Below are 22,345 nucleotides of genomic sequence, written 5' to 3'. Positions count from 1 at the left end.
GGTAGCAAAATTTTTTTGTTTCTATTCAATGAATAAAGTATTGCTGAAAAATGAATAAGTATTAGGTTAATTAAATTGTTTATAAGTGAATAATACAGTGTGAAATAATTTATTTATAATCAGTGGCTTATTTTGCTTGTTGTTTTTTTAATCGCATAACTATTTTGTACAAATGCGCTTATATGTGATAAAACGCAATAGTTAGTTATAAAATTTAGATAATTATGCTTTCCAGTGATAGAATGCCAACCTTGTTTTTCTCTGCGTTGAACTCTTTTCAAAGAATAACAATCCAGTATGAAATACACCGCGCTTTAACTCTGTCTTAAAATGAAAAGTTTTTGTAAAAATGAGCCTAAATATAAAGGCGTAATAGAATAACTAGAGGTTTTTAGTGTCAACTGCAAACACACCTGATGATGGACAAAAACCGAGTCTGAATGCATTTAAACAGCCTCGTGCGTTTTATCTCATCTTCTCAATCGAATTATGGGAACGTTTCGGCTATTACGGTCTGCAAGGGATCATGGCCGTCTATCTGGTTAAAATGCTGGGAATGGGTGAGGCGGAAGCTATCACTGTTTTTGCTGCATTTACCGCATTAGTTTATGGTTTTGTTGCTATTGGTGGATGGTTAGGGGATAAAATCCTTGGTACTAAAAGGGTCATTATTCTTGGTGCGATAGTCTTGGCAATTGGTTATGCCATGGTAGCTTTTTCTAATCATGATAAAGATGTTATCTATTGGGGATTAGCAACAATTGCCGTGGGTAATGGTTTATTTAAAGCTAACCCATCTTCATTATTAGCAACCTGTTATGAGAAAAATGATCCGCAATTAGACGGTGCATTTACTATGTACTATATGTCTATTAACGTCGGTTCTTTCTTCTCAATGTTGGCAACACCGTGGTTAGCAGCAAATTATGGTTGGGATGTGGCATTCGCACTCAGCGTAGTGGGGATGCTTATTACACTAGCAAACTTTATTGTTTGTCGCGGTTGGATTAAAGATAAGGGCTCCAGACCTGACTTTGAACCGCTTAATTATTCAAAATTACTGTTAACGCTGGTGGGTATTGTTGCATTAGTTGCTATCTCAACCTGGTTATTACATAACAATGAAGTTGCAAGTTGGTCTTTAGCGATTATCTCTTTAGGTATCATCATCATTTTTGCTCGTGAAACCTTTATGATGAAAGGTGCAGCACGTCGTAAGATGATTGTTGCATTTTTATTGATGGTAGAAGCGGTGGTTTTCTTTGTACTGTATGACCAAATGCCAACCTCGTTAAATTTCTTTGCTATTCATAACGTTGAGCATTCACTGCTTGGTATTAGTGTTGAGCCAGAGCAGTTCCAGTCACTTAATCCATTCTGGATTATGCTGGCAAGTCCATTATTGGCTGCTATTTATAACTTTATGGGCGATAAATTACCGATGCCTTATAAGTTCACTGTAGGTATGTTCCTCAGTGCAACAGCATTCCTCGTATTACCATTAGGTGCGAGCATGGCAAATGAAGCGGGTATCGTTTCATCATGGTGGCTGGTGGTAAGCTATGGTTTCCAAAGTATTGGTGAGTTGATGATCTCCGGTCTTGGATTAGCGATGGTTGCGCAGTTAGTTCCACAACGCTTAATGGGCTTTATTATGGGAGCTTGGTTCTTAACTTCAGCCGCAGCAGCAATTATTGCGGGTAAAGTCGCAAGTTTGATGGCGGTACCTGAAGATGTACAAAGTGCACATGCATCATTAGAAATTTATAGCAGTGTATTTTTACAAATCGGCATTGTAACGGGCATTATCGCCATACTGATGCTGATAACTGCACCAATGCTGAGTAAAATGATCCAGTAGTATTTATAACGCATTAATAAAGCATAAAAATAAAGGATGCCATTTGGTATCCTTTTTTGTATCTAGGCAAATGTGAGATAGGTTGATAACGCCTCATTTTTTAAAGATATTAAGTAATCTATGTTGATAGCATAAACATAGAATAGAACCTATGTTCATAAAAAACCATTTTATAAACATAGATTTTATTGCTATAGTCATTATTAGATTAATAAATAAACAAATGGAGCGACTAATATGGCTTGGCAGAAAGAGAAACCTTATAACGATATTCCTCTGTTACCACCTAATCTTGAATTAGTCGAATCGATACGTGTACTAAAAACATGTATTAAAGCGAGGGTTTCATTAGCTGAATTGAATCAAGCCAGTAAGCTTATTCCTAATCAAGGTCTTCTAATCAACCTTATTCCTACCTTAGAGGCAAAAGATAGCTCAAAGATAGAAAACATCGTCACTACAACAGATAAATTGTTTCAATATGCCAATGATGAATCGGCGACAGATAGTGCGACTAAAGAAGCCTTACAATATAGAACAGCATTAAAAGAGGGAATTACGTATATTCAAAATTATCCATTATGTACCCGAACAGCTATTGAAATTTGTAGCATGTTAAAAGATCAATTAATGGATATTCGAAAGATAACGGGTACAACAATTAAAAACGAAACGACAGGAGATATCATTTATACTCCACCCGCAGGTGAATCAATTATTCGTGATTTATTATCAAATTGGGAAAAATTTTTGCACGATGATGATGAGATTGATCCGCTCATTAAATTAGCAATAGCACATTATCAATTTGAAGCTATTCATCCATTTCATGATGGCAATGGACGAACGGGTAGGATCTTAAATGTTCTCTATTTAGTTGATAAAAAATTGCTTACTCTGCCTACACTTTATTTGAGTCGCTATATTGTTCAAAATAAGATGGATTATTATCGTTTACTACATAATGTGACAGTTAAAAATGGGTGGGAAGAGTGGATCATTTTTATATTGAATGGTATTGCGGTTACCTCTACATGGACAACCCATAAAATTGCTGCAATTGCTGAATTAATGAAACAAACCGCGGATCATGTAAGGGATAAGTTACCCAAAATATATAGTTACGAGTTAATTGAAACTATTTTTGAGCAACCTTATTGTCGCATTGGAAATCTAGTTGATAAAAATATTGCTAAAAGGCAAACAGCTTCTATCTATCTAAAAGAACTTGTTAGTATTGGTGTTCTCGAAGAGCAAATTGTGAAAAATGAAAAGCTATTTATTAATAAAAAGCTTATGCAATTAATGACTCAAGAAGAAAATCAATTTATTCCTTTTTAATAAAAAATACAGCTCTTATTACGGAGCTGTATTGGAAAAGGGACGTTGATAATGAATCAGTTTTAATTAACGACTTTATCAGTTTGTAATGCAACTTCTTTCTCTCTAACTTTCGGTGTTACCGCCGTCCAGCCTTTATAGGCTAAAGGTAAGAATGCGACAGCGATAGCTAAGGCAGAAACACCCGCAACATAATAAGCGCCTGCCATTGCGGTTTTTTCTAACCAAGCTCCTGTTAACATTGGTGTTAAACCACCAAATAGTGCGTATGCCATATTGTAAGCAAAAGACAAACCTGAAAAACGGATAGAAGGTGGAAAGGCTCTTGTGCTAACTATTGGCGTTGTTGCAATTGCACCGACAAAAAAGCCCATCAAACCATAATTAAATGCTAATTGAACACCTGACATTGCTGCATCTAAGCTGCCATAGAAATGGAATGCAGTAACAATCAATCCACCCCACGATAATGACATAGAGACACGTGTGCCCAATTTGTCACCCATCCAACCCCAGAAGATACAACCCAACGTTAACGTTAATGTTGCCACACAGTTCGCTTCTAAAGAGGTAGTTCTATCAATCTTGTAAATACCTTCAACAATCACACTGGGTGTCATCAAAATGGTTACAACAATCGCCGTTGATAAAGACCATGTTAATGCTGCCGTAATTAAACAGGCTTGTTTATGGTTTTTAATAACAGATATTACGGGCATCTCTTGTGCTAAGGCTTTTTTTGCCGCCATCTCTTTAAAGATAGGCGTCTCTTGCAAAAAGCGACGCAAGTAAACAGAAATCAAGCCAAACACGCCACCTAAAATAAACGGTATACGCCATGCAAAATCGTTAACTTCTTGAGTGCTATAGCTACGTTGAACAATTATCGCAACAATAGAGCCTAATAGAATGCCACCAGTAATACCTGATGTTAATGTACCACCCCCTAAACCATAGCGCTGTTTTGGCGTGTGTTCTGCAATAAATACCCAAGCACCAGGCATTTCACCACCGATTGCGGCACCTTGCATAATACGCATCAATAACAGTAATAATGGCGCCATGACACCAATGGTTTCATAAGTTGGTAATAAACCAATAATTAAAGTAGGTACTGCCATTAAGAAGATACTTAAGGTAAACATGCGTTTACGACCAATAATATCCCCATAGTGAGCCATTATGATGCCACCCAATGGGCGAGCAAGATAACCTGCTGCAAAAATACCTAATGTTTGCATCTGTGCGATAAATGCGTTTTCACCAGGAAAGAACAAATGGCTCAATGTTTTCGTAAAGAACACGAAGATCACGAAATCATAGAACTCCAGTGTTCCTCCTAGTGAGGATAAACCCAACGTCTTATAGTCGTTGCGATTTAATGGTCGTGCCGTAGGTTGACTCAACGGCTGAGTGGAGTGTGATTGTGATGTCATAATAACAACCTATATTAATCATCGTGATAAAAAAGGATTAGTAACAAAGTCACAGATAATTTTCTTTAATTAATAACGCATAAATTAGAGCAAGATCTAAATAATAATAGATAGTTATTTGTCGGTATTTAAACGTATTAGAATAATATTGTGATGATGATTAAAGTTATAACAGGAAGCTATTAATAATGTAAATAGCTAAAAATAAAACGGTACTATTAACTATGCAAGTGGTTATTATTTAATGTTTTAATTGATTTTATGACGATTTGTTGGTTTTTTTGTTTGCCCATATCCTATTTTATAGTTTTTTATAAAAATATTATTTAAATATATTTAAATAATAATAATTAGAATTTTTAAGTAACACTAAATAGATATTGAATATATTTACTATGATCTTACTTTTAATAAAACAGCTAAATAATCAATTTCTTTATTTATTATTTATTGTGAATTAAGTAATAAATAGAGAATTAGTAAAGCAATGCTCAGGTTATATGGATAATATGAACTGTTAATAACCTAACCATCAGAATATCCTGCTATATGTTAAAATCATGCGTATTGAATTTAAAATTCACTAATATTGATTTTTTTAGAATAAAATTGCTTTGAAATTTATTTTATTGATTATATTTATGTGTTTTTATGCATAATGTGATTTTTAACGCCACTGAAAATGAATTGAGAATTAAAGCGAAAATAAACCACATAAATGTCATTCTTGGTTATAATTACATCAATGAGTCAATCAATGTGTCGGAGGATTTATGATCTCAATTTCAATGAGTGCTGTTCTCTTAACTGCCATTGCACTATTTGCCACACTTTCTATTATCGCATTAGGAGGAAGTTTGGTGTTAAAAGGTGTGCTTAATAGCGCTGAACAAGGTGATAGTCATTTACTGAGAGCTTCGGTGAAGAAAACCTTTATTACCTCTCTGGCTGTTGCATTACTGCTTGTTTATTACTATCTCTCTACCACAGCTTAACTACGCCATATTTTGGCGCTGCTTCAAAACAAACACGCCACTGAATGCAGTGGCGTGTTTTCGATTAAAGAAGAGTATTTACTCAGGATTTAAACTAAAAATAGCGTTGCTAATCCTAAGAAGATAAAGAAACCACCCGTATCAGTAATTGCCGTTATCATAACACTCGAGCCTATTGCAGGATCTTTACCAAACTTAATCATAGTCATTGGAATAAGCACACCCATTATGGCTGCCATCAGTAGATTAAGCACCATCGCCATGGTCATTACCGCTCCCATTGCCGCATCGCCATAGAGCAAGAAGGTAACAACCCCCATTATGCCACCCCAAACAATACCGTTAATAAATGCAACGCCTAGCTCTCTTAAGATAAGGAAAGAGAAGCTTCCGGTTTGAATTTGGTGCAACGCTAATGCACGAACAATCATGGTGATAGTCTGGTTACCTGTATTACCACCGATACCCGCAACAATAGGCATTAAGGTTGCTAAGGCAACTAATTGGGAGATAGTATCTTCAAAAACACCGATAACACGAGATGCAACAAAAGCGGTACATAAGTTAATTGCAAGCCAAGTCCAACGGGTTTTTACCGCTTGTCCTACAGGGGCGAAAACGTCTTCTTCTGGGCTTAAACCACCCATACGACGAATATTGGTATCGCTCTCTTCATGCATGTTATCAACGATATCTTCAACGGTTAGTCGTCCCATCAAAAGACCGTTGCTATCAACTACGGCAGCTGAAATTAAGTCATAACGTTCGAACGCACCGGCGGCATCTTCACCTTTCTCTTCTGGCATAAAACTAACGGTATCTTTTTTCATCACTTCAGAGACCAGTTTTTCAGGCGATTGCGTTAATACCGTGGTTAAAGGTAATTCACCCAGAAGATGGTTGGCGTTATCGATAACAAAGATTTTATCCGTCGCTTCAGGAATAGAGCCACGTTGGCGTAAATAGCGCTGAACTGTTTTTAAAGAGACATTACCGCGTACCGTGACAAATTCAAAATCCATCATCTGACCAACACTGTCTTTTGGATATTGAAGGACTTCTCGAATTCTATTACGCAGACTTGGTTCTAAATAGGTGAGAAGGCGACGCATCGTATCGCGGGGTAAATGCTCTGCGATATAAGCTTGTTCATCGACGTGTAATGTTGCGACCGAACGTAATAACTCTCGGTCTGTCATATCTTTAATTAAGCTGTCCCAAACGGCGACAGACGCTTCGACTAAAACTGCACCACGTTCATTGTTATCAACTAAGTGCCATAACGCTAGACGTTCATCATAGGGTAAGGCTTCAAGAATATCTGCAATATCTGCCGCGTGTAGATCTTGTAGTAATTCTCTAACGGTCGTGATTTTCTCATGAAGTTCTTGGTGGCTCAGTCTATCATTATCACTTGCTTCCCCGAGAACGGTTTCAACAAAGTGATCATCTTCAAGAAAGATGGTCAAAATTTGCTGACGCAGGTGTGCCACTTTTTGTGAATACGGATTGATGGCAGCCGCAGTATCATTGTTGATAGCTGGTTGAGACATGTTATTCCTTTTTAATTCTTACGAGGGAGATAACCATTAAAATATTAATTATTCCATTTGAGGATGATTATCGGTTTTCTCCGCATAAAAAATATGAATCTTGAACAATATTGTATTGGTGATGTTCATATTGTCGTCACAAATCAAACCTATGTTGTTATGTGATAGTCGTTGTATGATAAATGCAATAAAAGACGCTCAGGCTAGCGTCTTTTTCTGTATAATATCATATTGTTAAGCAGATTCCTCTTTTATATCCAGTTTCCAGCCCGGAACTGACTGCCAATACTCTTGTTCTTTTTCTAAATCGAGTTCCATCAAGGTGTTATCAGAAAGATAATTTGCCGGAAAATAGAGCGTCCAATGGTTTTCATTAGTGACTAAACGCAAAGATGCTGGTTTTGTCGTCGATTGTCGCTGATTATTAAGTAATGTTGCTAACCTTAGTATTTGTACTAAAGGGAAATACTGTTTCTTCTTATAAAGATTAAACCGTGGTAGCTCATCGAGTTTAATTCCCTTGCGGTGATAACGAACCAAGGTTGTTAAAAGCAACTGTTGTTCTTGATTGAAACCCGGTAAATCAGTATTAGATAAAATATAAGCCGAGTGGCGATGAAGACCACTTAAATTAATACTTAAGCCAACCTCATGAAGCATGACTGCCCAAACTAAAATTGCTTCTAAATCAGGTTTTGCTAATTTGGGATTTTGCAGCGCCCATTGATCATACAGCGACTGCATCGTTGTTAATACACGTTTAGCTTGCTCTCTATCTATATTGTAGTGCTCTGCAAGGCTCTTTGCTGTGCGCTGACGAATATCTTGATGACGAAAACGACCTTCCATTTCATAAAGTACGCCTTCACGCAACGCACCATCGGATAAATGCAGCGCTTTTAAACCTAATGAATCAAAAATCCCACATAAAATAGCTAAGCCCGGTACAAATACATGTTTACGCTCATCAGATAAACCCGGTAGGGCAATATCTTTAAATTTCTTAAAGCGTAATACCTGTTTAGTTAGCATAAGTAGGCGTTCTGGCGTGATAACACCGTCTTTTTCACCAAATTCAACGAGGATTTCATGAGCCGCCTTAATGGTACCAGAAGCCCCTAAAGCGACATCCCAGCCTGTCATTTTATATTGCCAAGCAATCTTTTTCATTTTGCGCGCTGCTTTTTCTCGCGCTTTACGAAATGCAGATTCACTAATTTTCTGTTCAGGAAAAAATTGACGACTAAAACTGACACAACCCATACGTTGGCTTTCAATTAGAATAGGTTCAAAATTCTCACCGATGACTAATTCGGTAGAACCACCACCGATATCAATAACTAATTTACGTCCTTTTTCCGATTGAGTGTGTTCAACGCCCATAAAAATAAGGCGAGCTTCTTCATGACCAGAAATAATTTCAATCGGATAGGGGATAACTTCTTTCGCTTGTTGCAGAAAAACTTTTGCGTTAGTTGCCACTCGTAGGGTATGTGTACCGACAACGGTCACATTCTCAGCAGGAAATCCCTGTAACCTTTCAGCAAATAGAGAAAGTGCAGAAAGCCCACGTAACATCGCTTCTTCACTTAATTCATTGTCATCGCTTAGACCATCAGCAAGGTAGACTCGCTGTTTTAAACGACTTAATACTTGTAATGCGCCATTGACGACACGCGCAATAATCATATGAAAACTATTAGAACCAAGGTCAATAGCCGCAATTTCCAACGGACGTGGTGATGAGTCTTCTTGTGATAAAGGCATATGATTACGCTCGTGATTCAGGTTGTTCTAACGATTTAATATATTCATAGACAGCTAATTGGGAACGGATCTTACGTTTATTTCCACGAGGAACATAGTCATTTGTTAAGTCTTTATCGATATAACGTGCTTTTACGGTGTCATTAAATTGAATATCTAGAATATCAAGAACGCGCTGTTTAAGCTGAGGATCAAGTAAAGCCACGGCAACTTCAATGCGATAATCAAGATTTCGTGTCATCCAATCTGCTGATGAAAGATAGATTTTTTCATCGCCCTTATTGGTAAAAACATAGACACGATCATGTTCTAAAAAGCGGTCAACAATACTAGTAACCTGAATATTTTCACTAAATCCCTGCTGATTAGGCACTAAAGAGCACATGCCTCGCACTAATAAGCGAACTTTAACGCCAGCTTCAGAGGCATCATAAAGGCGATTAACTAACTCTTCATCGACTAAATTATTTACTTTCAGGGTAATACCTGCAGGATGACCCGCTTGAGCACTGTGAATTTCATTAGTAATTAACTGGTTCAGTAAAGTACGTGAGTTTTGAGGCGATACCATTAAGTGCTCAAAACTAACGGGGCGATAAGGATTTTCAATAAAACTAAATACCCGACGCACTTCATTAGTGATTTCAGGATTTGTTGTGAGTAGTGAATAATCGGTATAAAGGCGTGCTGTTTTTTCGTTAAAATTACCGGTACCAATATGCGCATAACGCACTATTTCGCCTTCTTCTAAGCGCGAAATAATAAAGAGTTTGGCGTGGATTTTTAAACCCGGGGCAGAAAAAATAACATGTACACCCGCTTCAGTGAGTCGTTTTGCCCAATGAATATTTGCCGCTTCATCAAAACGTGCTTGGAGCTCAACCACCACACTCACGCGTTTTCCGTTGTGTGCTGCGTGGATCATTGAATCAATAATCCGTGAGTCTTTTGCAACACGATAAATATTGATTTTTATTGAGATAACACTCGGGTCGAAAGAAGCTTGGCGTAGTAATTCCAACACATGTTCAAAGGTGTGATAAGGATAATAGAGCAGAACATCACGTTCACGAATCGCATCAAAACCATTACGGAAATTATCAAACCAAACATGGCGTAAGCGTGGAATTTGCTTATTTAATAGAAATTTACTTCCCTCATTTGGGAAATTAATAAAATCTTTAAAATTATGATAACGACCACCAGCAATGACGGAGTCATTATTAGATAAACCTAATTTGCTACGCAGTAATGCAACCATTTCGTCAGGCATATCACGCTGATAAACAAAGCGTACAGGTTCTGCGGTAAGGCGCTGTTTTAGTGTTGATGACATCATTTCAAGTAAACTTGATTCCATTTCCGTTGCTAAATCGTACTCTGCGTCACGGGTCATTTTCATGGAATAAGCATTTAATGAGTCATAATCAAAAAAGCCTTTAAATACTTCATCAAGGCAATAACGTAAAATATTATCCAGTAAAATCATGGATTTCTTTTTACTACGACCTTGGTCTGTAGGCAAAATAACAAAACGAGGCACTTTATCGGATGGAATTTCTAACAAGGCATAATTAATTTTCTGACCTTGTGCAATTTCAACAGCTAAATAAGTGTAATCATCTTTAAGAAATTCAACTAAGTTAGTCTCAGGATTAATTAAAATAGGGGTAATGTGTTTTCTTAAATTTTGTCGGAAATATTGGCGTAACCAAATTTGCTGATTAGGTGAGATTTGACGTTCATTAATTAAGAAAATCTGATTACGTGCCATTTCAAGCAGTAGATCATTATATAAAGCATCAAATTCCTGATCGGCTTTAGCCACTTTTGATTGTATTTTTTTTATGAGATGACGAGCATGGCTAGAACCAGAGCGAGATCCGCGCTCTTCATTGATAAGAATACGGCGTTTTACATCAGCAAAACGCACTTTATAAAACTCATCAAGATTATTCGAATAGATCCCCAGAAATCGGACTCTTTCAATTAACGGGTTTCGTTTATCAGCAGCTTCTTGTAAAACGCGTTCATTAAACGCTAACCAACTGATTTCTTTGTCAATATAGAGTCGTTCCTGGGACATCTGAACTCCAACACGGGTTAAAGTAAAATCATAATATCTGAATTTTATCAGACATGCTGTTTTATTGTTGCGCCTGGCTTAACGAAGCTTTCAGGTTTGGTTTCTTTGGCTTTTTGCTCAAAATAGGGCGCTTGGAATGTACACATTCTGATTGCGGAACGATAGGCGCCATTAACAAAAAACTCATCTATTAAATCACCTTCTTTTTTAAAGCCAAGCTTTTCATAAATATGAATCGCTTTAGCATTTTCTTTATCAACGATTAAATAGAGTTTGTATAAATTAAGTACAGAAAAAGCATAATCCATGGCGAGTTTTGCCGCACGAGCTGCATAACCATGCCCCTGATGTGCAGGTGCAATAATAATTTGGAATTCAGCACGACGATGAACATAATCAATTTCAACCAGTTCAACTAAACCGACTTTAGTGCCCTCACTTTCAGCAATAAAACGGCGTTCGCTTTGGTCATGAATATGTTTGCCATAGAGATCGCAAAGCTCGATAAATGCTTCATAAGGTTCTTCAAACCAGTAGCGCATAACGCTGGCATTATTATCAAGTTGATGGACAAATGGGAGGTCTTCTCGTTCAAGAGGACGTAATTTTATAGGTGGAACTTTCTTACCACCGGACATAAGCACCTCGGTGAATGCATTAAATTAAGTAAAAAAAAGAGTGACATAAAAAAAGTCACGCGGGCTACAGTGTAGCACAAAGTGACTTTTTACCTTAAATGAAATAGTTAATCCAAATTATCGAAAAGCGCAATATCATCTAGAAAGGCTTGATTATTATCCATTTTTAATCGCTCTTGTGCTAACCAACTAATAGCCAATGGATAGATACGATACTCTTCTTTTTGTATTCTGGTTTGTAATGATTGCTCGGTATCATCTGGCAATACAGGAATACGGGCTTGAATAATCATGGGTCCACCATCAAGTTTTTCAGTAACAAAATGAACGGTAACACCATGAAATGACTCTTTATTTGCCAATACTTGTCGATGAGTATGCAAGCCAGGATATTTAGGAAGCAATGAAGGATGAATATTTAATAAGCGATGCTGATAATGAGTGACAAAAGTAGGTGATAAAATACGCATAAAACCAGCAAGTACCACAATATCAGGCTGATAAGCATCGATTTGTTCAATCAATGCTTCATCATAAGCTGTTCTATCTTTAAATTGGTTCGGGTCAATAAAATAAGCAGGAATATCAGCCAGCTTTGCGCGTTCAAGCCCATAAGCCGCGGCTTTATTGCTAAATACCGCAACAATATTACCTGCTATTTTATTGCTTCTACAGGCGTCGATAATCGCCTGTAGATTGCTACCATTTCCTGAAATCAGGACAACAATATTTTTCATTCGCACATTCAGCCGATATTTTTGTTAGCTAATAACAACTTGGGCTTCATCTGCTGCTTGAGGTGCAATGTCGCCAATTAACCATGCATTTTCACCACTTTCATTAAGTAGTGTAAGTGTTTTTTCAACATCAGCTTGGTTAACTGCGATTAGCATACCGACGCCACAGTTAAAGGTGCGATACATTTCATGTGTGCTAACTTGCCCCGCATTTTGCAGCCATTGGAAGACAATAGGCCATTGCCAACTTTTGCTATTAATACGAGCTTGCGTGTTTTCAGGTAACACTCGTGGGATATTTTCCCAGAATCCACCCCCTGTAATATGCGCAACGGCATGAATATCAATATTTTCAATTAATGAAAGCAGTGATTTTACATAAATACGGGTAGGGGCTAATAAATGGTCTGCCAGTGTTTTATCACCTAATGGTGTATTTTCAGCTTGTGTATTGCTGACTTCAAGAATTTTACGCACTAATGAGTAACCATTAGAGTGTGGACCGCTTGATGCCAGTGCAATTAAAGCATCGCCTGCTTTAACCTTGCTGCCATCAATAATCTCTGATTTCTCCACCACACCAACACAAAAGCCTGCTATATCATAGTCATTACCATGATACATTCCTGGCATTTCTGCGGTTTCACCACCCACAAGCGAACAGCCTGACTGTTTACAACCTTCAGCAATACCTGTAACAACGCGTGCTGCGGTATCGACATCTAATTTTCCTGTGGCATAGTAGTCAAGGAAGAAGAGGGGTTCTGCTCCTTGAACGATTAAATCATTGACACACATTGCGACAAGATCAATACCGATGTCATCGTGACGATTTAAGTCCATCGCAAGGCGAAGTTTGGTACCCACGCCATCAGTTCCTGAAACTAAAATAGGTTCGCGGTATTTAGTTGGAATTGCACATAATGCGCCAAAACCACCTAAACCACCCATAACTTCAGGACGGCGGGTCTCTTTTACTACACCTTTGATACGTTCGACTAAAGCGTTACCTGCATCAATATCGACACCGGCATCTTTATAGCTGAGAGAGGATTTGTTTGTCACTTCGGGCCCTCACGGCAAGTTGCGTTAAGATAAAATGTGTGCGGACGCTATTCTAACAGGGTAAGCAATCGTTTGCGAGGATCTTCTTTTTAGATCACAATTATTCATGTTGGTGTGGTTAAAAGCTGTGCGCTTGATCAATATCAATAGAAAAACGATGGATTGTTGACAAAAAAGCGGTATAATCTCGCGATTTTTTTGTCAGGCTGCGTCGTACATTAGGAGAAATTATGAAGATCGTTGAGGTAAAACACCCACTCATTCAACATAAATTGGGGCTGATGCGAGATCATGATATAAGCACTAAGCGCTTTCGTGAATTGGCTTCAGAAGTTTCCAGTTTACTGACGTATGAAGCTACCGCTGATTTACAGACAGAGACGGTAACAATAGAAGGTTGGTGTGGTCCGGTAGAGATAGAACAGATTAAAGGAAAAAAAATCACAGTAGTTCCTATCCTCCGTGCAGGTATCGGGATGATGGATGGAGTATTAGAAAATATTCCTAGCGCCCGAATCAGTGTTGTTGGCGTTTACCGCGATGAAGAAACATTAAAACCCGTCCCTTACTTCCAAAAATTAGCATCCAATATTGAAGAGCGTATGGCTCTTGTTGTTGACCCTATGTTAGCAACAGGCGGCTCTATGATTGCCACAATTGATTTATTAAAAAATGCTGGCTGTACTTCAATCAAAGTATTAGTACTGGTTGCTGCTCCAGAAGGAATTAAGGCATTGAGAGAAGCGCATCCAGATGTGGAATTATATACCGCATCGGTTGATAGCCATCTTAATGAGGATGGATATATTGTCCCAGGTCTTGGTGATGCTGGTGATAAGATATTTGGTACGAAATAGTAATTAAGCCGACTTTGATAGTCGGCTTTTTTTTGGACCACTTATTCCTATCGTCAACTAAACTATATTTAAAATTCAAAATCATTTCACAACATACTAAAGAGAGGTCGTAAGCATGACTCGTCGTGCAATCGGGGTAGAAGAGCGCCCACCATTATTACAAACGATTCCGTTGAGCTTTCAACATCTGTTTGCAATGTTTGGCGCTACCGTACTTGTGCCAATTTTATTTAAAGTAAACCCGGCAACAATATTATTATTTAACGGGATCGGAACCCTGCTTTATCTCTTTATTTGTAAAGGACGCATTCCCGCTTACTTAGGCTCAAGCTTTGCGTTTATCTCTCCTGTGCTTCTTTTATTACCTTTAGGATATGAGCTCGCACTTGGGGGGTTCATTGTTTGTGGTGTGTTATTTTGTCTTGTTGCTGGAATTGTAAAAATTGCCGGACGAGGATGGATTAATGTCATGTTTCCACCTGCGGCAATGGGCGCAATCGTTGCCGTCATTGGTTTAGAGTTAGCAGGAACTGCTGCCGGTATGGCAGGTTTATTACCAAGTGCAGATAATCCTGTAGATAACACAACATTACTTATTTCAATGGTGACACTGGGCGTAACCATTTTAGGTTCTGTTATGTTCAGGGGATTCCTTGCAATTATTCCTATTCTTATTGGTGTATTAGCGGGTTATTCACTCTCTTTCTTTATGGGTGTTGTTGATATCACGCCGATTAAAGACGCTAACTGGTTTGCATTACCTACTTTTTATTCACCACGATTTGAATGGAGTGCCATTTTCATTATTCTGCCAGCTGCATTAGTTGTTATTGCAGAGCACGTTGGGCACCTTGTTGTGACTGCCAATATTGTGCAGCGTGATTTAATGAAAAATCCAGGTTTGCATCGTTCTATGTTTGCAAACGGTTTCTCTACTATTATTTCAGGCTTTTTCGGCTCTACACCAAATACGACTTACGGTGAAAATATCGGAGTAATGGCAATAACCAAAGTTTACAGTTCTTGGGTTATTGGCGGCGCTGCAATTCTAGCCATCTTACTCTCTTGTGTTGGTAAATTGGCTGCGGCAATCGCTGCTGTTCCTGTCCCTGTTATGGGTGGGGTTTCACTACTACTTTATGGCGTAATTGGCGCATCAGGTATTCGCGTATTATTAGATTCTAAGGTTGATTACAACAAACCGCAGAATTTAATATTAACGGCAATTATTCTGATTGTTGGTGTGAGTGGTGCATCCATTCAAATTGGTGCTGCTGAATTAAAAGGTATGGCACTAGCAACCGTCGTTGGTATCGTTTTAAGTTTGGTCTTTAAACTAGTCAGTATTCTTCGCCCAGAAACAGAATTGGTGGATAACACACTTGAATCTGTTAATGAGCAAGTAAATAAAAAGTAATTCTAACTATACGCATACATATATACATTGACGAGCTAAAGCAAAAATATCGAATTTAGTTAAAAGGTGGCTAATCCCCACCTTTTTTATTTGCATGTTATAATCTTTTTAGTTTAACAAACTAAGATTTTTGTTATATATGGTATTTAAAACTTAGAAAAAGCTTCATTTATCTATCTTGGTGTTTATTTAAATAAAATAAATGAGACAATGATAGGGTGTGCTGTATGAAATGCAGCTGTTATTGCATTTTTGTAGTGTGTCTTACGCAGTTAAAGTATTTAAAAGGTGTGAGTGTTATTTATGGAAGAGCTGGTTGAAATTTACGATTTCATTGTATCAAAGCAGATTTTTACCACACTGTTTTTAGTCGTTGTGTTACTGGTGGTGTGGTTTCTTGCCAAGATGATTTTCCGCAGGATAGCAAAACGCTTGCTGTTTTTATTTACTGAATTATCTGACGAAGAGACAATTGGCGATATCGCGAAAAAGAGTGCATCGATTGTAGCAGTAACATTGGTTCTCTATATTAACCAATTATTGCCCTCTTTTTCGCCCGAAATGAATATCATTTTTGAAACGGTATGCCGCGCATTTATCATTATTAACACCGCATCATTACTCAATAATGCCCTTGATATTTTCAACCTCAGACACGCTAAAAAAACGTGGCACCGTAATAATTCAATTAAAGGCTATATAGAAATTGCCAAAATTATTGTTTGGATTATCTCGTTTATTCTGATCCTTGCTTTATTTACCGAGCAATCACCCCTTATTATTATTTCAAGCTTTGGTGCTATTGCTGCTGTTTTAATGTTTGTTTTTCAGCACACATTAATGTCTTTCGTTGCTAATGTTTTGATTTCTAATGGTAAGGTGTTGAAGCTTTATGATTGGATAGAGCTTCCAAGCAGCAATATTAGTGGTGAAGTTATTGATATTGCACTACACACTATCACTATCCGTAATTGGGATAACACGATTTCACGCATTCCTACAAAAGACTTCTTAACAGAAAAATATACCAACTGGCAGCCAATGTTCTCTTCTGGTGGTCGTCGGATTAAACGCAGTTTTTATATCGACCAATCTTCTATCTCATTTGCAACAGAAGCGCTGTTTAATGAATTAAAAAATACGCCAGCATTGCGCAAAAGCATTGAAACGATGCTCGAAGAAAAAGAGCAGGATATTAAAGATATAAATGAGTGGCTGGTAAGCAAAGGTGTTACTAATCTACAATTATTTAGAAAATATATGCTTAATTGGATAAAAATGCGTGGCGATGTTCGAGCTGATATGTATTTAGTCATAAGAACGATGCCACCAACGCCAATGGGACTTCCTGTCGAGTTATACTGTTTTACCCGAGCGACAACATGGATTGAATATGAAGAGACGCAATCAGAAATCTTTGAGTATATTAATGCGTCAGCAAAATATTTTAAGCTCGATATTTATCAACAGCCTTCGGGCAATGATTTAACTAGATTAAAATTTAAATAATTTAGTTGATGGTTGCAGAGTATTAAATAGGTCGTTTTTGGTTATTAAATAGACTAAGTAATAGATTGTTGCTGGTATCTTAAACAGCTTTCTGTGCATTATGAATATTGGTTCTGACCTAGGGAGAATTTGTGTTAGAATCAAAACGTTTATTAAACTATTCAGGTGAGGTGCTTCTGAATACGCCGTCACAGCTATCATTACCACTATCTCTGCCCGATGATGAGACATTCGATAGCTTCTATGCAGGGGAAAATGCGTCATTAGTCGCTGCAATACGAACCGCCATCCATCAATCTCATGGCAGTTATATCTATTTCTGGTCTCGTGACGGGGGCGGAAAGAGCCATCTATTACATGCGGCTTGTGCCGAACTCTCCGCTGCGGGCGATGCGGTTGGTTATGTTCCTTTAGATAAACGTGCTTACTTTGTCCCTGATGTTCTTGAAGGTATGGAACATTTATCTCTTGTTTGTATTGATAACGTGCAATGTGTTGCAGGAGATGAAGAGTGGGAACTGGCACTATTTAATCTTTATAATCGAGTATTAGAGCTTGGTCGCACTTGTTTATTAATTACTGGGGATAGACCTCCTCGCCAAATCGAGTTACAACTTCCTGATTTAGCATCACGACTTGATTGGGGACAAATCTACCGTTTACAGCCTTTAAGCGATGAAGAAAAAATTCAGGCTTTACAATTAAGAGCAAAACTACGTGGTTTTGAGCTGCCTGAAGATGTTGGTCGCTTTGTATTAAAACGCCTTGATAGAAAAATGCGTACGCTGTTTGAAATGCTAGATGAACTTGATCACGCTTCTATTGTTGCTCAAAGAAAGCTAACAATTCCTTTTGTTAAAGATATTCTGAAACTTTAGTGTTGTCCTCATCTGTTGTTATTTAAGATGAGGCAAGCTATTGTCGCTATTCTCTCTTTTTATTTTTACGGCAAAATAACTCATTTATATAACCAATTCTAAGCACTGGCTCTTCACAACTAATACTCTCCATTAATACTCTCTATTAATATAGGTCATCTTTAATAAGTACAAAAAATGGGCATAAAAAAACCGCTTGTTTATTAAATTTAAACAAGCGGTGAGAGATGACGGGAATGGTTTTATTTAAGCTTTTATTGAATTAGTTAGCTTCTACCGTTTTGTTTTTCTTTTGTGGAACAAGTAAGAAAATAAGGTATAGCGCTGTAATTGCTACGGTATAACCCGTGAAGATTAACCAGAACATTTTCCAATCAACAATGCTGTCTGTAGTGTATAAATCGATAACCCAGCCACTTAACATCGCACCTAAATAAGTACCAAAGCCATTGACTAACGTCATAAACATGCCTTGAGCAGTTGAGCGATATTGCAGTGGGATCTCTTTTTCTAAGAACAGTGAACCTGAAATATTAAAGAAGTCGAAAGCACAACCATACACAATCATGGATAACAATAAGACGATTTGACCCAGTGAAGTGTAGTCACCGTAAGCGAAGAAACCAAAACGTAAGATCCATGCAATCATACTAAATAAAACGATAGTTTCGATTCTTACACGTTTTAATAACAGTGGCAGGAATAGAATAAATACGACTTCTGAAATCTGTGAAATAGATAAGAACACTGAAGGATAACGTGCAAAGAATGAATCATCTGCATTAGGCGCTTGAGCAATATCTTGCAGGAATGGCACCCCAAAAGTATTGGTAATTTGCAATACAGAGCCTAATAAGGTTGCAAAGAACAGGAAAACAACCACGTTTTTCTTTTTAAATACTTGCAAGATATTTGATAGGCTAAAGGCGGCAACTTCTTCTTTTGCTGCATTTTTATCAACGGCTTTAGTTGCCGGTAGAAACATAGCAAAGAGCGCTAAAATAATAGATGCAATAGCGGCAACAAACAGTTGGTGATAGCTATTACCAAATCCTAAGAAGCTAATAACCCACATTGCAGCAATAAAACCGACAGTACCGTAAACCCGGATTTTAGGAAAATAGTTATTCGGTTCTAAATGTTTTTGTTCCAACAGTTCAAAGATAATACTGTTTGCCATTGAAATACTTGGCATAAAGAATAGCAAATGTAACAGAGTAGCAAAAAAGAGGGTGGTTACTGTTGTCATTTGCGACATTAACACAAGTGCTAATGCTGAGAAAATATGCAGAGTAATAAAGACAAGTTTTCGGTTGTTTATTTTATCTGCAATAAAGCCCATAACGACAGGCGCAATAAGGGAAGCAAGCCCAAGAGCACTGAAAATAAGCCCAACATCACTGCCTTTAAAATGAAGTTCGCCAAACAGATATGAGGCAAACGTAACAAGCCAAGAACCCCAAATAAAAAACTGGAGGAATGAGACAAGTTTTAGTCTGAGTACGATATTCATCTATTTTCCTATTAGCCTGACAATCATCTAACATTTTTATGATGATTATTTAGTTTTAGTCGCCCATATGTTGGCTATATTCTTAACCTATCCTATTTCTATCTATACATTATTTTTAATAAATAATTTGCCACCAAACAAAAACGGATAACAAAAAGATTAGATAGAAATGTTTAGAATTGGGTCCACATTGCTATGTTGTAGTATTGTTTAAATTATAAATCGATTGTTAATTTCTTTCTTGGATGATATTGAAAATAGATAAAGACTAAAATTTAATACTCATCAATTTTGCCATCATATTTTCTGATGCCCATAATATGTATGAATGCATTTGTGTAAAGAGACTTGAGTCACAATACAAATGAAACGTTTCATAAATTTTTTCTTAAAGAGGCGGTGTAAGGGGGAGTAATGTGATCTTTGTAGCTATTTTGCTATTTGCATATTTATTAGCCAGAAAAAAAATGAAACTGAGATGAATTTTTTTGAAAGGAGGGCTTTTATACACTTTTTTCTGTTGTGGAAATAAAGAACATACCAGCAATGGTTTTATTTACAATTAGGTAACATTTTATGATGTGGTTTTTGATAAGAAAGGAAAGATATAGTTACAATATAAATGATAAGAAATGGAGATAAAAATCCCATATTTATAGGCTTTGTAAATATGGGATTTTTTTTTAATAAAGAGTATGTAAACAGCAGTATGTAAACAATAACTACTTAAACAATGATTTCACTTGTTCTGGTGGGCGACCTAAACGTGCATTATCACCCACAACGACAATAGGGCGCTCAATAAGTTTTGGGTTATCATGCATTGCTTGAATTAATGCATCTTGTGATGTTTCATCAGCGAGTTTTAGCGTTTTATAGATCTCTTCTTTTGTTCGCATTAATGCTCTTGCATCTTTAAAACCTAATGCGTTAAGCAGCAACTTGATCTCTTTTACCGAAGGTGCGACGTCTAAATAATGAACCACTTCAGGTGTTATCTGCATCTCTTCTAATAAATGTAAGGTTTCACGGCTTTTTGAACAGCGTGGATTATGATAAATCGTCACTTTCGTGGTCATATTTTCCCTTATTTAAACTGACTATCTTTTTGCTGAATTTTGCGTAACTGATCGATGCGAGCATCAAAACGGGCTTGATCGTTACTTCCTAGTTTTACCTGACGGCTAGCATCACCAAGGTAGCGAATTGCCGTTTCAAAATCGCCTCTAAGTGCTAAATCCTCTGCATAAGCCGCTAATTCATGAGCTCTATCACCTTGTTTTGCCGCATTTTCTGCGGTTAATTGCCAACCAATAGGGTCATCAGGATTATCAAAGGTGTAACGATAAAGGAGTTTATTCGCCTCGTTGTATTGTTTATTGTTCATATAAGCATTTGCCAAGTTAGCAATAATAACTTTATTTGTTGGCGAGCGTTTTAAGGCATCTTGTAACCTTGCAACGGCATTGCTAGCAAGATTTTGCTCTAAATCGATATCGGTCATGGCATCAATAAGCCAGATATTATTAGGCTCTTTTTCTAACATGGGGGTGAGTATTTTTCTCGCTTCATCAAACTTACGATCACGCGAATAAACCAGCACTTGTGCATAATTAGCTGCCGATTTTTCTAATGCACTACCATTATTAAACTGATCAAGTGCTGTTTGTAGTACATTATCAGATGCAGGTTCTTTATTAAGCATGGCGAGTACACGCATTTTAGCAAATAGAAAATCAGCCGACTGTGGTAATTGGCGCGGTTTATATTGTGACGCACGACTACGAGCATCAGATAAACGGCTATCTGGTAAGGGGTGCGTAAGTAGCATTTCTGGTGGCTTAGAGCTATATCTTACTTGGTCGGCAAGAATTTGCATAAAATCAGGCATTCCTAACGGATCAAACCCTGCACGATAAAGAGTCTGTATACCAATACGGTCAGCTTCTTGCTCGTTCATTTGCGTGAACGTAATCATATTTTGCTGAATACCCGCCATACTCCCAGTAAAAGTAGCAAGTCCAGCATTAGGGTTTGCCATAAAAATCAGAATAGACCCTAAAACTCCCGCAAGAGCTAATGGTGTTGTTTTTGACTGATCTTCCAGCATTCGAGCCAGATGGCGCTGTGTAACGTGTGTGATTTCATGCGCCATAACAGAAGCTAGCTCGCTTTCATTTCGGCTATAGCGAAAAAGTGCAGAGTGCAGCACAATATTGCCACCAAAATAGGCGAAGGCATTAATGTTAGGGTTATTGACTAAATAAAAATGAAATGGGGTTTTAACCGAGCTCGCATTAGAAACCAGTTTTTGCCCTAGATTATTAATGTAATTAGAGAGTAAAGGGTCGAAAACTAATGGTGCACTATTCCTCAGTTGACGAGTATAGTAATCACCCATAGCGATTTCTTGATTGATACTTAGGGTCGAACCCGCAGTAGTTCCCATATCGGGTAATGAATCTTCTATATCAATCGCAGCGTGAGCAGGCACCACTGATGTTGATAGCAAAGCAGAAACAAGAAGCGCGACCAATGGTTTTTTAAGTCTGAGTTTCATTCAACAGCATCCTGATGGCTATCTTAACTAAAAATTAATAATTAATGATGTATCATAGCAAAACCTAACGTAAAATCAGTCAAAAGTTCATTGCTACTGTAAACCAAAACACATAGATATATTTTACTCGTT

At 37.5% G+C, this 22,345-nt stretch carries 17 protein-coding genes; 7 read left to right on the top strand and 10 right to left on the bottom strand.

Annotated features, from left to right (window positions below):
• Positions 1 to 394: 394 nt before the first annotated feature.
• Together dtpA and fic are read left to right on the top strand one after the other, a co-directional pair.
• A complete protein-coding gene (gene dtpA / locus ABN099_RS02125; protein WP_349462058.1) occupies positions 395 to 1,861 on the top strand; it encodes a dipeptide/tripeptide permease DtpA in 1,467 nt (488 codons plus the stop codon).
• 237 nt (positions 1,862 to 2,098) lie between these two features.
• Positions 2,099 to 3,202 carry a protein adenylyltransferase Fic gene (fic, locus tag ABN099_RS02120; protein WP_349462057.1) on the top strand — a complete coding sequence of 368 codons (1,104 nt, stop codon included), beginning with the start codon at positions 2,099 to 2,101 and terminating at the stop codon, positions 3,200 to 3,202.
• 62 nt (positions 3,203 to 3,264) lie between these two features.
• Here fic and ABN099_RS02115 read toward each other — a convergent pair whose 3' ends face one another.
• Positions 3,265 to 4,638 carry an MFS transporter gene (locus ABN099_RS02115; protein WP_349462056.1) on the bottom strand — a complete coding sequence of 458 codons (1,374 nt, stop codon included), beginning with the start codon at positions 4,636 to 4,638 and terminating at the stop codon, positions 3,265 to 3,267.
• 773 nt (positions 4,639 to 5,411) lie between these two features.
• Here ABN099_RS02115 and ABN099_RS02110 point away from each other — a divergent pair.
• Positions 5,412 to 5,633 carry a hypothetical protein gene (locus tag ABN099_RS02110; RefSeq protein WP_349462055.1) on the top strand — a complete coding sequence of 74 codons (222 nt, stop codon included), beginning with the start codon at positions 5,412 to 5,414 and terminating at the stop codon, positions 5,631 to 5,633.
• Positions 5,634 to 5,722: 89 nt separating this feature from the next.
• Here ABN099_RS02110 and mgtE read toward each other — a convergent pair whose 3' ends face one another.
• The 6 genes from mgtE to purM all read right to left on the bottom strand — a co-directional run bounded on the left by mgtE (position 5,723) and on the right by purM (position 13,479).
• Positions 5,723 to 7,186: a magnesium transporter gene (mgtE, locus tag ABN099_RS02105; protein ID WP_349462054.1), complete on the bottom strand. Its 1,464-nt coding sequence runs from the start codon at positions 7,184 to 7,186 to the stop codon at positions 5,723 to 5,725.
• Between the two features lie 234 nt (positions 7,187 to 7,420).
• The gene (gene ppx / locus ABN099_RS02100) at positions 7,421 to 8,953 is read right to left on the bottom strand and encodes an exopolyphosphatase (protein WP_349462053.1); all 1,533 of its coding nucleotides are present in this window, start codon (positions 8,951 to 8,953) and stop codon (positions 7,421 to 7,423) included.
• 4 nt (positions 8,954 to 8,957) lie between these two features.
• On the bottom strand, positions 8,958 to 11,039 hold the full coding sequence (gene ppk1, locus ABN099_RS02095; protein WP_349462052.1) for a polyphosphate kinase 1: 2,082 nt from the start codon (positions 11,037 to 11,039) through the stop codon (positions 8,958 to 8,960).
• A 47-nt stretch (positions 11,040 to 11,086) separates the two neighbouring features.
• A complete protein-coding gene (gene speG / locus ABN099_RS02090; RefSeq protein ID WP_349462051.1) occupies positions 11,087 to 11,677 on the bottom strand; it encodes a spermidine N1-acetyltransferase in 591 nt (196 codons plus the stop codon).
• Positions 11,678 to 11,784: 107 nt separating this feature from the next.
• A complete protein-coding gene (gene purN, locus ABN099_RS02085; protein WP_349462050.1) occupies positions 11,785 to 12,414 on the bottom strand; it encodes a phosphoribosylglycinamide formyltransferase in 630 nt (209 codons plus the stop codon).
• A gap of 24 nt (positions 12,415 to 12,438) precedes the next feature.
• Positions 12,439 to 13,479 (bottom strand): phosphoribosylformylglycinamidine cyclo-ligase, encoded by a 1,041-nt coding sequence (gene purM / locus ABN099_RS02080; RefSeq protein ID WP_349462049.1) that lies wholly within the window; start codon positions 13,477 to 13,479, stop codon positions 12,439 to 12,441.
• 230 nt (positions 13,480 to 13,709) lie between these two features.
• Between purM and upp the strand changes: the two genes are divergently transcribed.
• From upp to hda, 4 genes are all read left to right on the top strand, one after another.
• Entirely contained in the window at positions 13,710 to 14,336 is a 627-nt protein-coding gene (gene upp / locus ABN099_RS02075) for a uracil phosphoribosyltransferase (RefSeq protein WP_349462048.1), read from the top strand.
• A gap of 115 nt (positions 14,337 to 14,451) precedes the next feature.
• Complete coding sequence (uraA, locus tag ABN099_RS02070) at positions 14,452 to 15,753, top strand: uracil permease (RefSeq protein ID WP_349462047.1); 1,302 nt, start codon at positions 14,452 to 14,454, stop codon at positions 15,751 to 15,753.
• Between the two features lie 303 nt (positions 15,754 to 16,056).
• On the top strand, positions 16,057 to 17,262 hold the full coding sequence (locus ABN099_RS02065; protein ID WP_349462046.1) for a mechanosensitive ion channel family protein: 1,206 nt from the start codon (positions 16,057 to 16,059) through the stop codon (positions 17,260 to 17,262).
• Positions 17,263 to 17,432: 170 nt separating this feature from the next.
• Positions 17,433 to 18,140, top strand: coding sequence for a DnaA inactivator Hda (gene hda / locus ABN099_RS02060; protein WP_349462237.1), 708 nt, complete (start codon positions 17,433 to 17,435; stop codon positions 18,138 to 18,140).
• 262 nt (positions 18,141 to 18,402) lie between these two features.
• Here the strand turns inward: hda and ABN099_RS02055 are convergent, their stop codons facing one another.
• The 3 genes from ABN099_RS02055 to ABN099_RS02045 form a co-directional block, all read right to left on the bottom strand.
• Positions 18,403 to 19,653: an MFS transporter gene (locus ABN099_RS02055; protein WP_349462045.1), complete on the bottom strand. Its 1,251-nt coding sequence runs from the start codon at positions 19,651 to 19,653 to the stop codon at positions 18,403 to 18,405.
• Between the two features lie 722 nt (positions 19,654 to 20,375).
• Entirely contained in the window at positions 20,376 to 20,732 is a 357-nt protein-coding gene (gene arsC / locus ABN099_RS02050) for an arsenate reductase (glutaredoxin) (protein WP_349462044.1), read from the bottom strand.
• A gap of 8 nt (positions 20,733 to 20,740) precedes the next feature.
• Entirely contained in the window at positions 20,741 to 22,213 is a 1,473-nt protein-coding gene (locus ABN099_RS02045; RefSeq protein ID WP_349462043.1) for a M48 family metallopeptidase, read from the bottom strand.
• Positions 22,214 to 22,345: the final 132 nt, after the last annotated feature.

Source organism: Proteus hauseri (assembly GCF_040139125.1).
GTDB lineage: Bacteria > Pseudomonadota > Gammaproteobacteria > Enterobacterales > Enterobacteriaceae > Proteus > Proteus hauseri_B.
The sequence above is the reverse complement of the archived record's forward strand: the minus strand, read 5'-3'. Positions and strand labels throughout refer to the sequence as shown.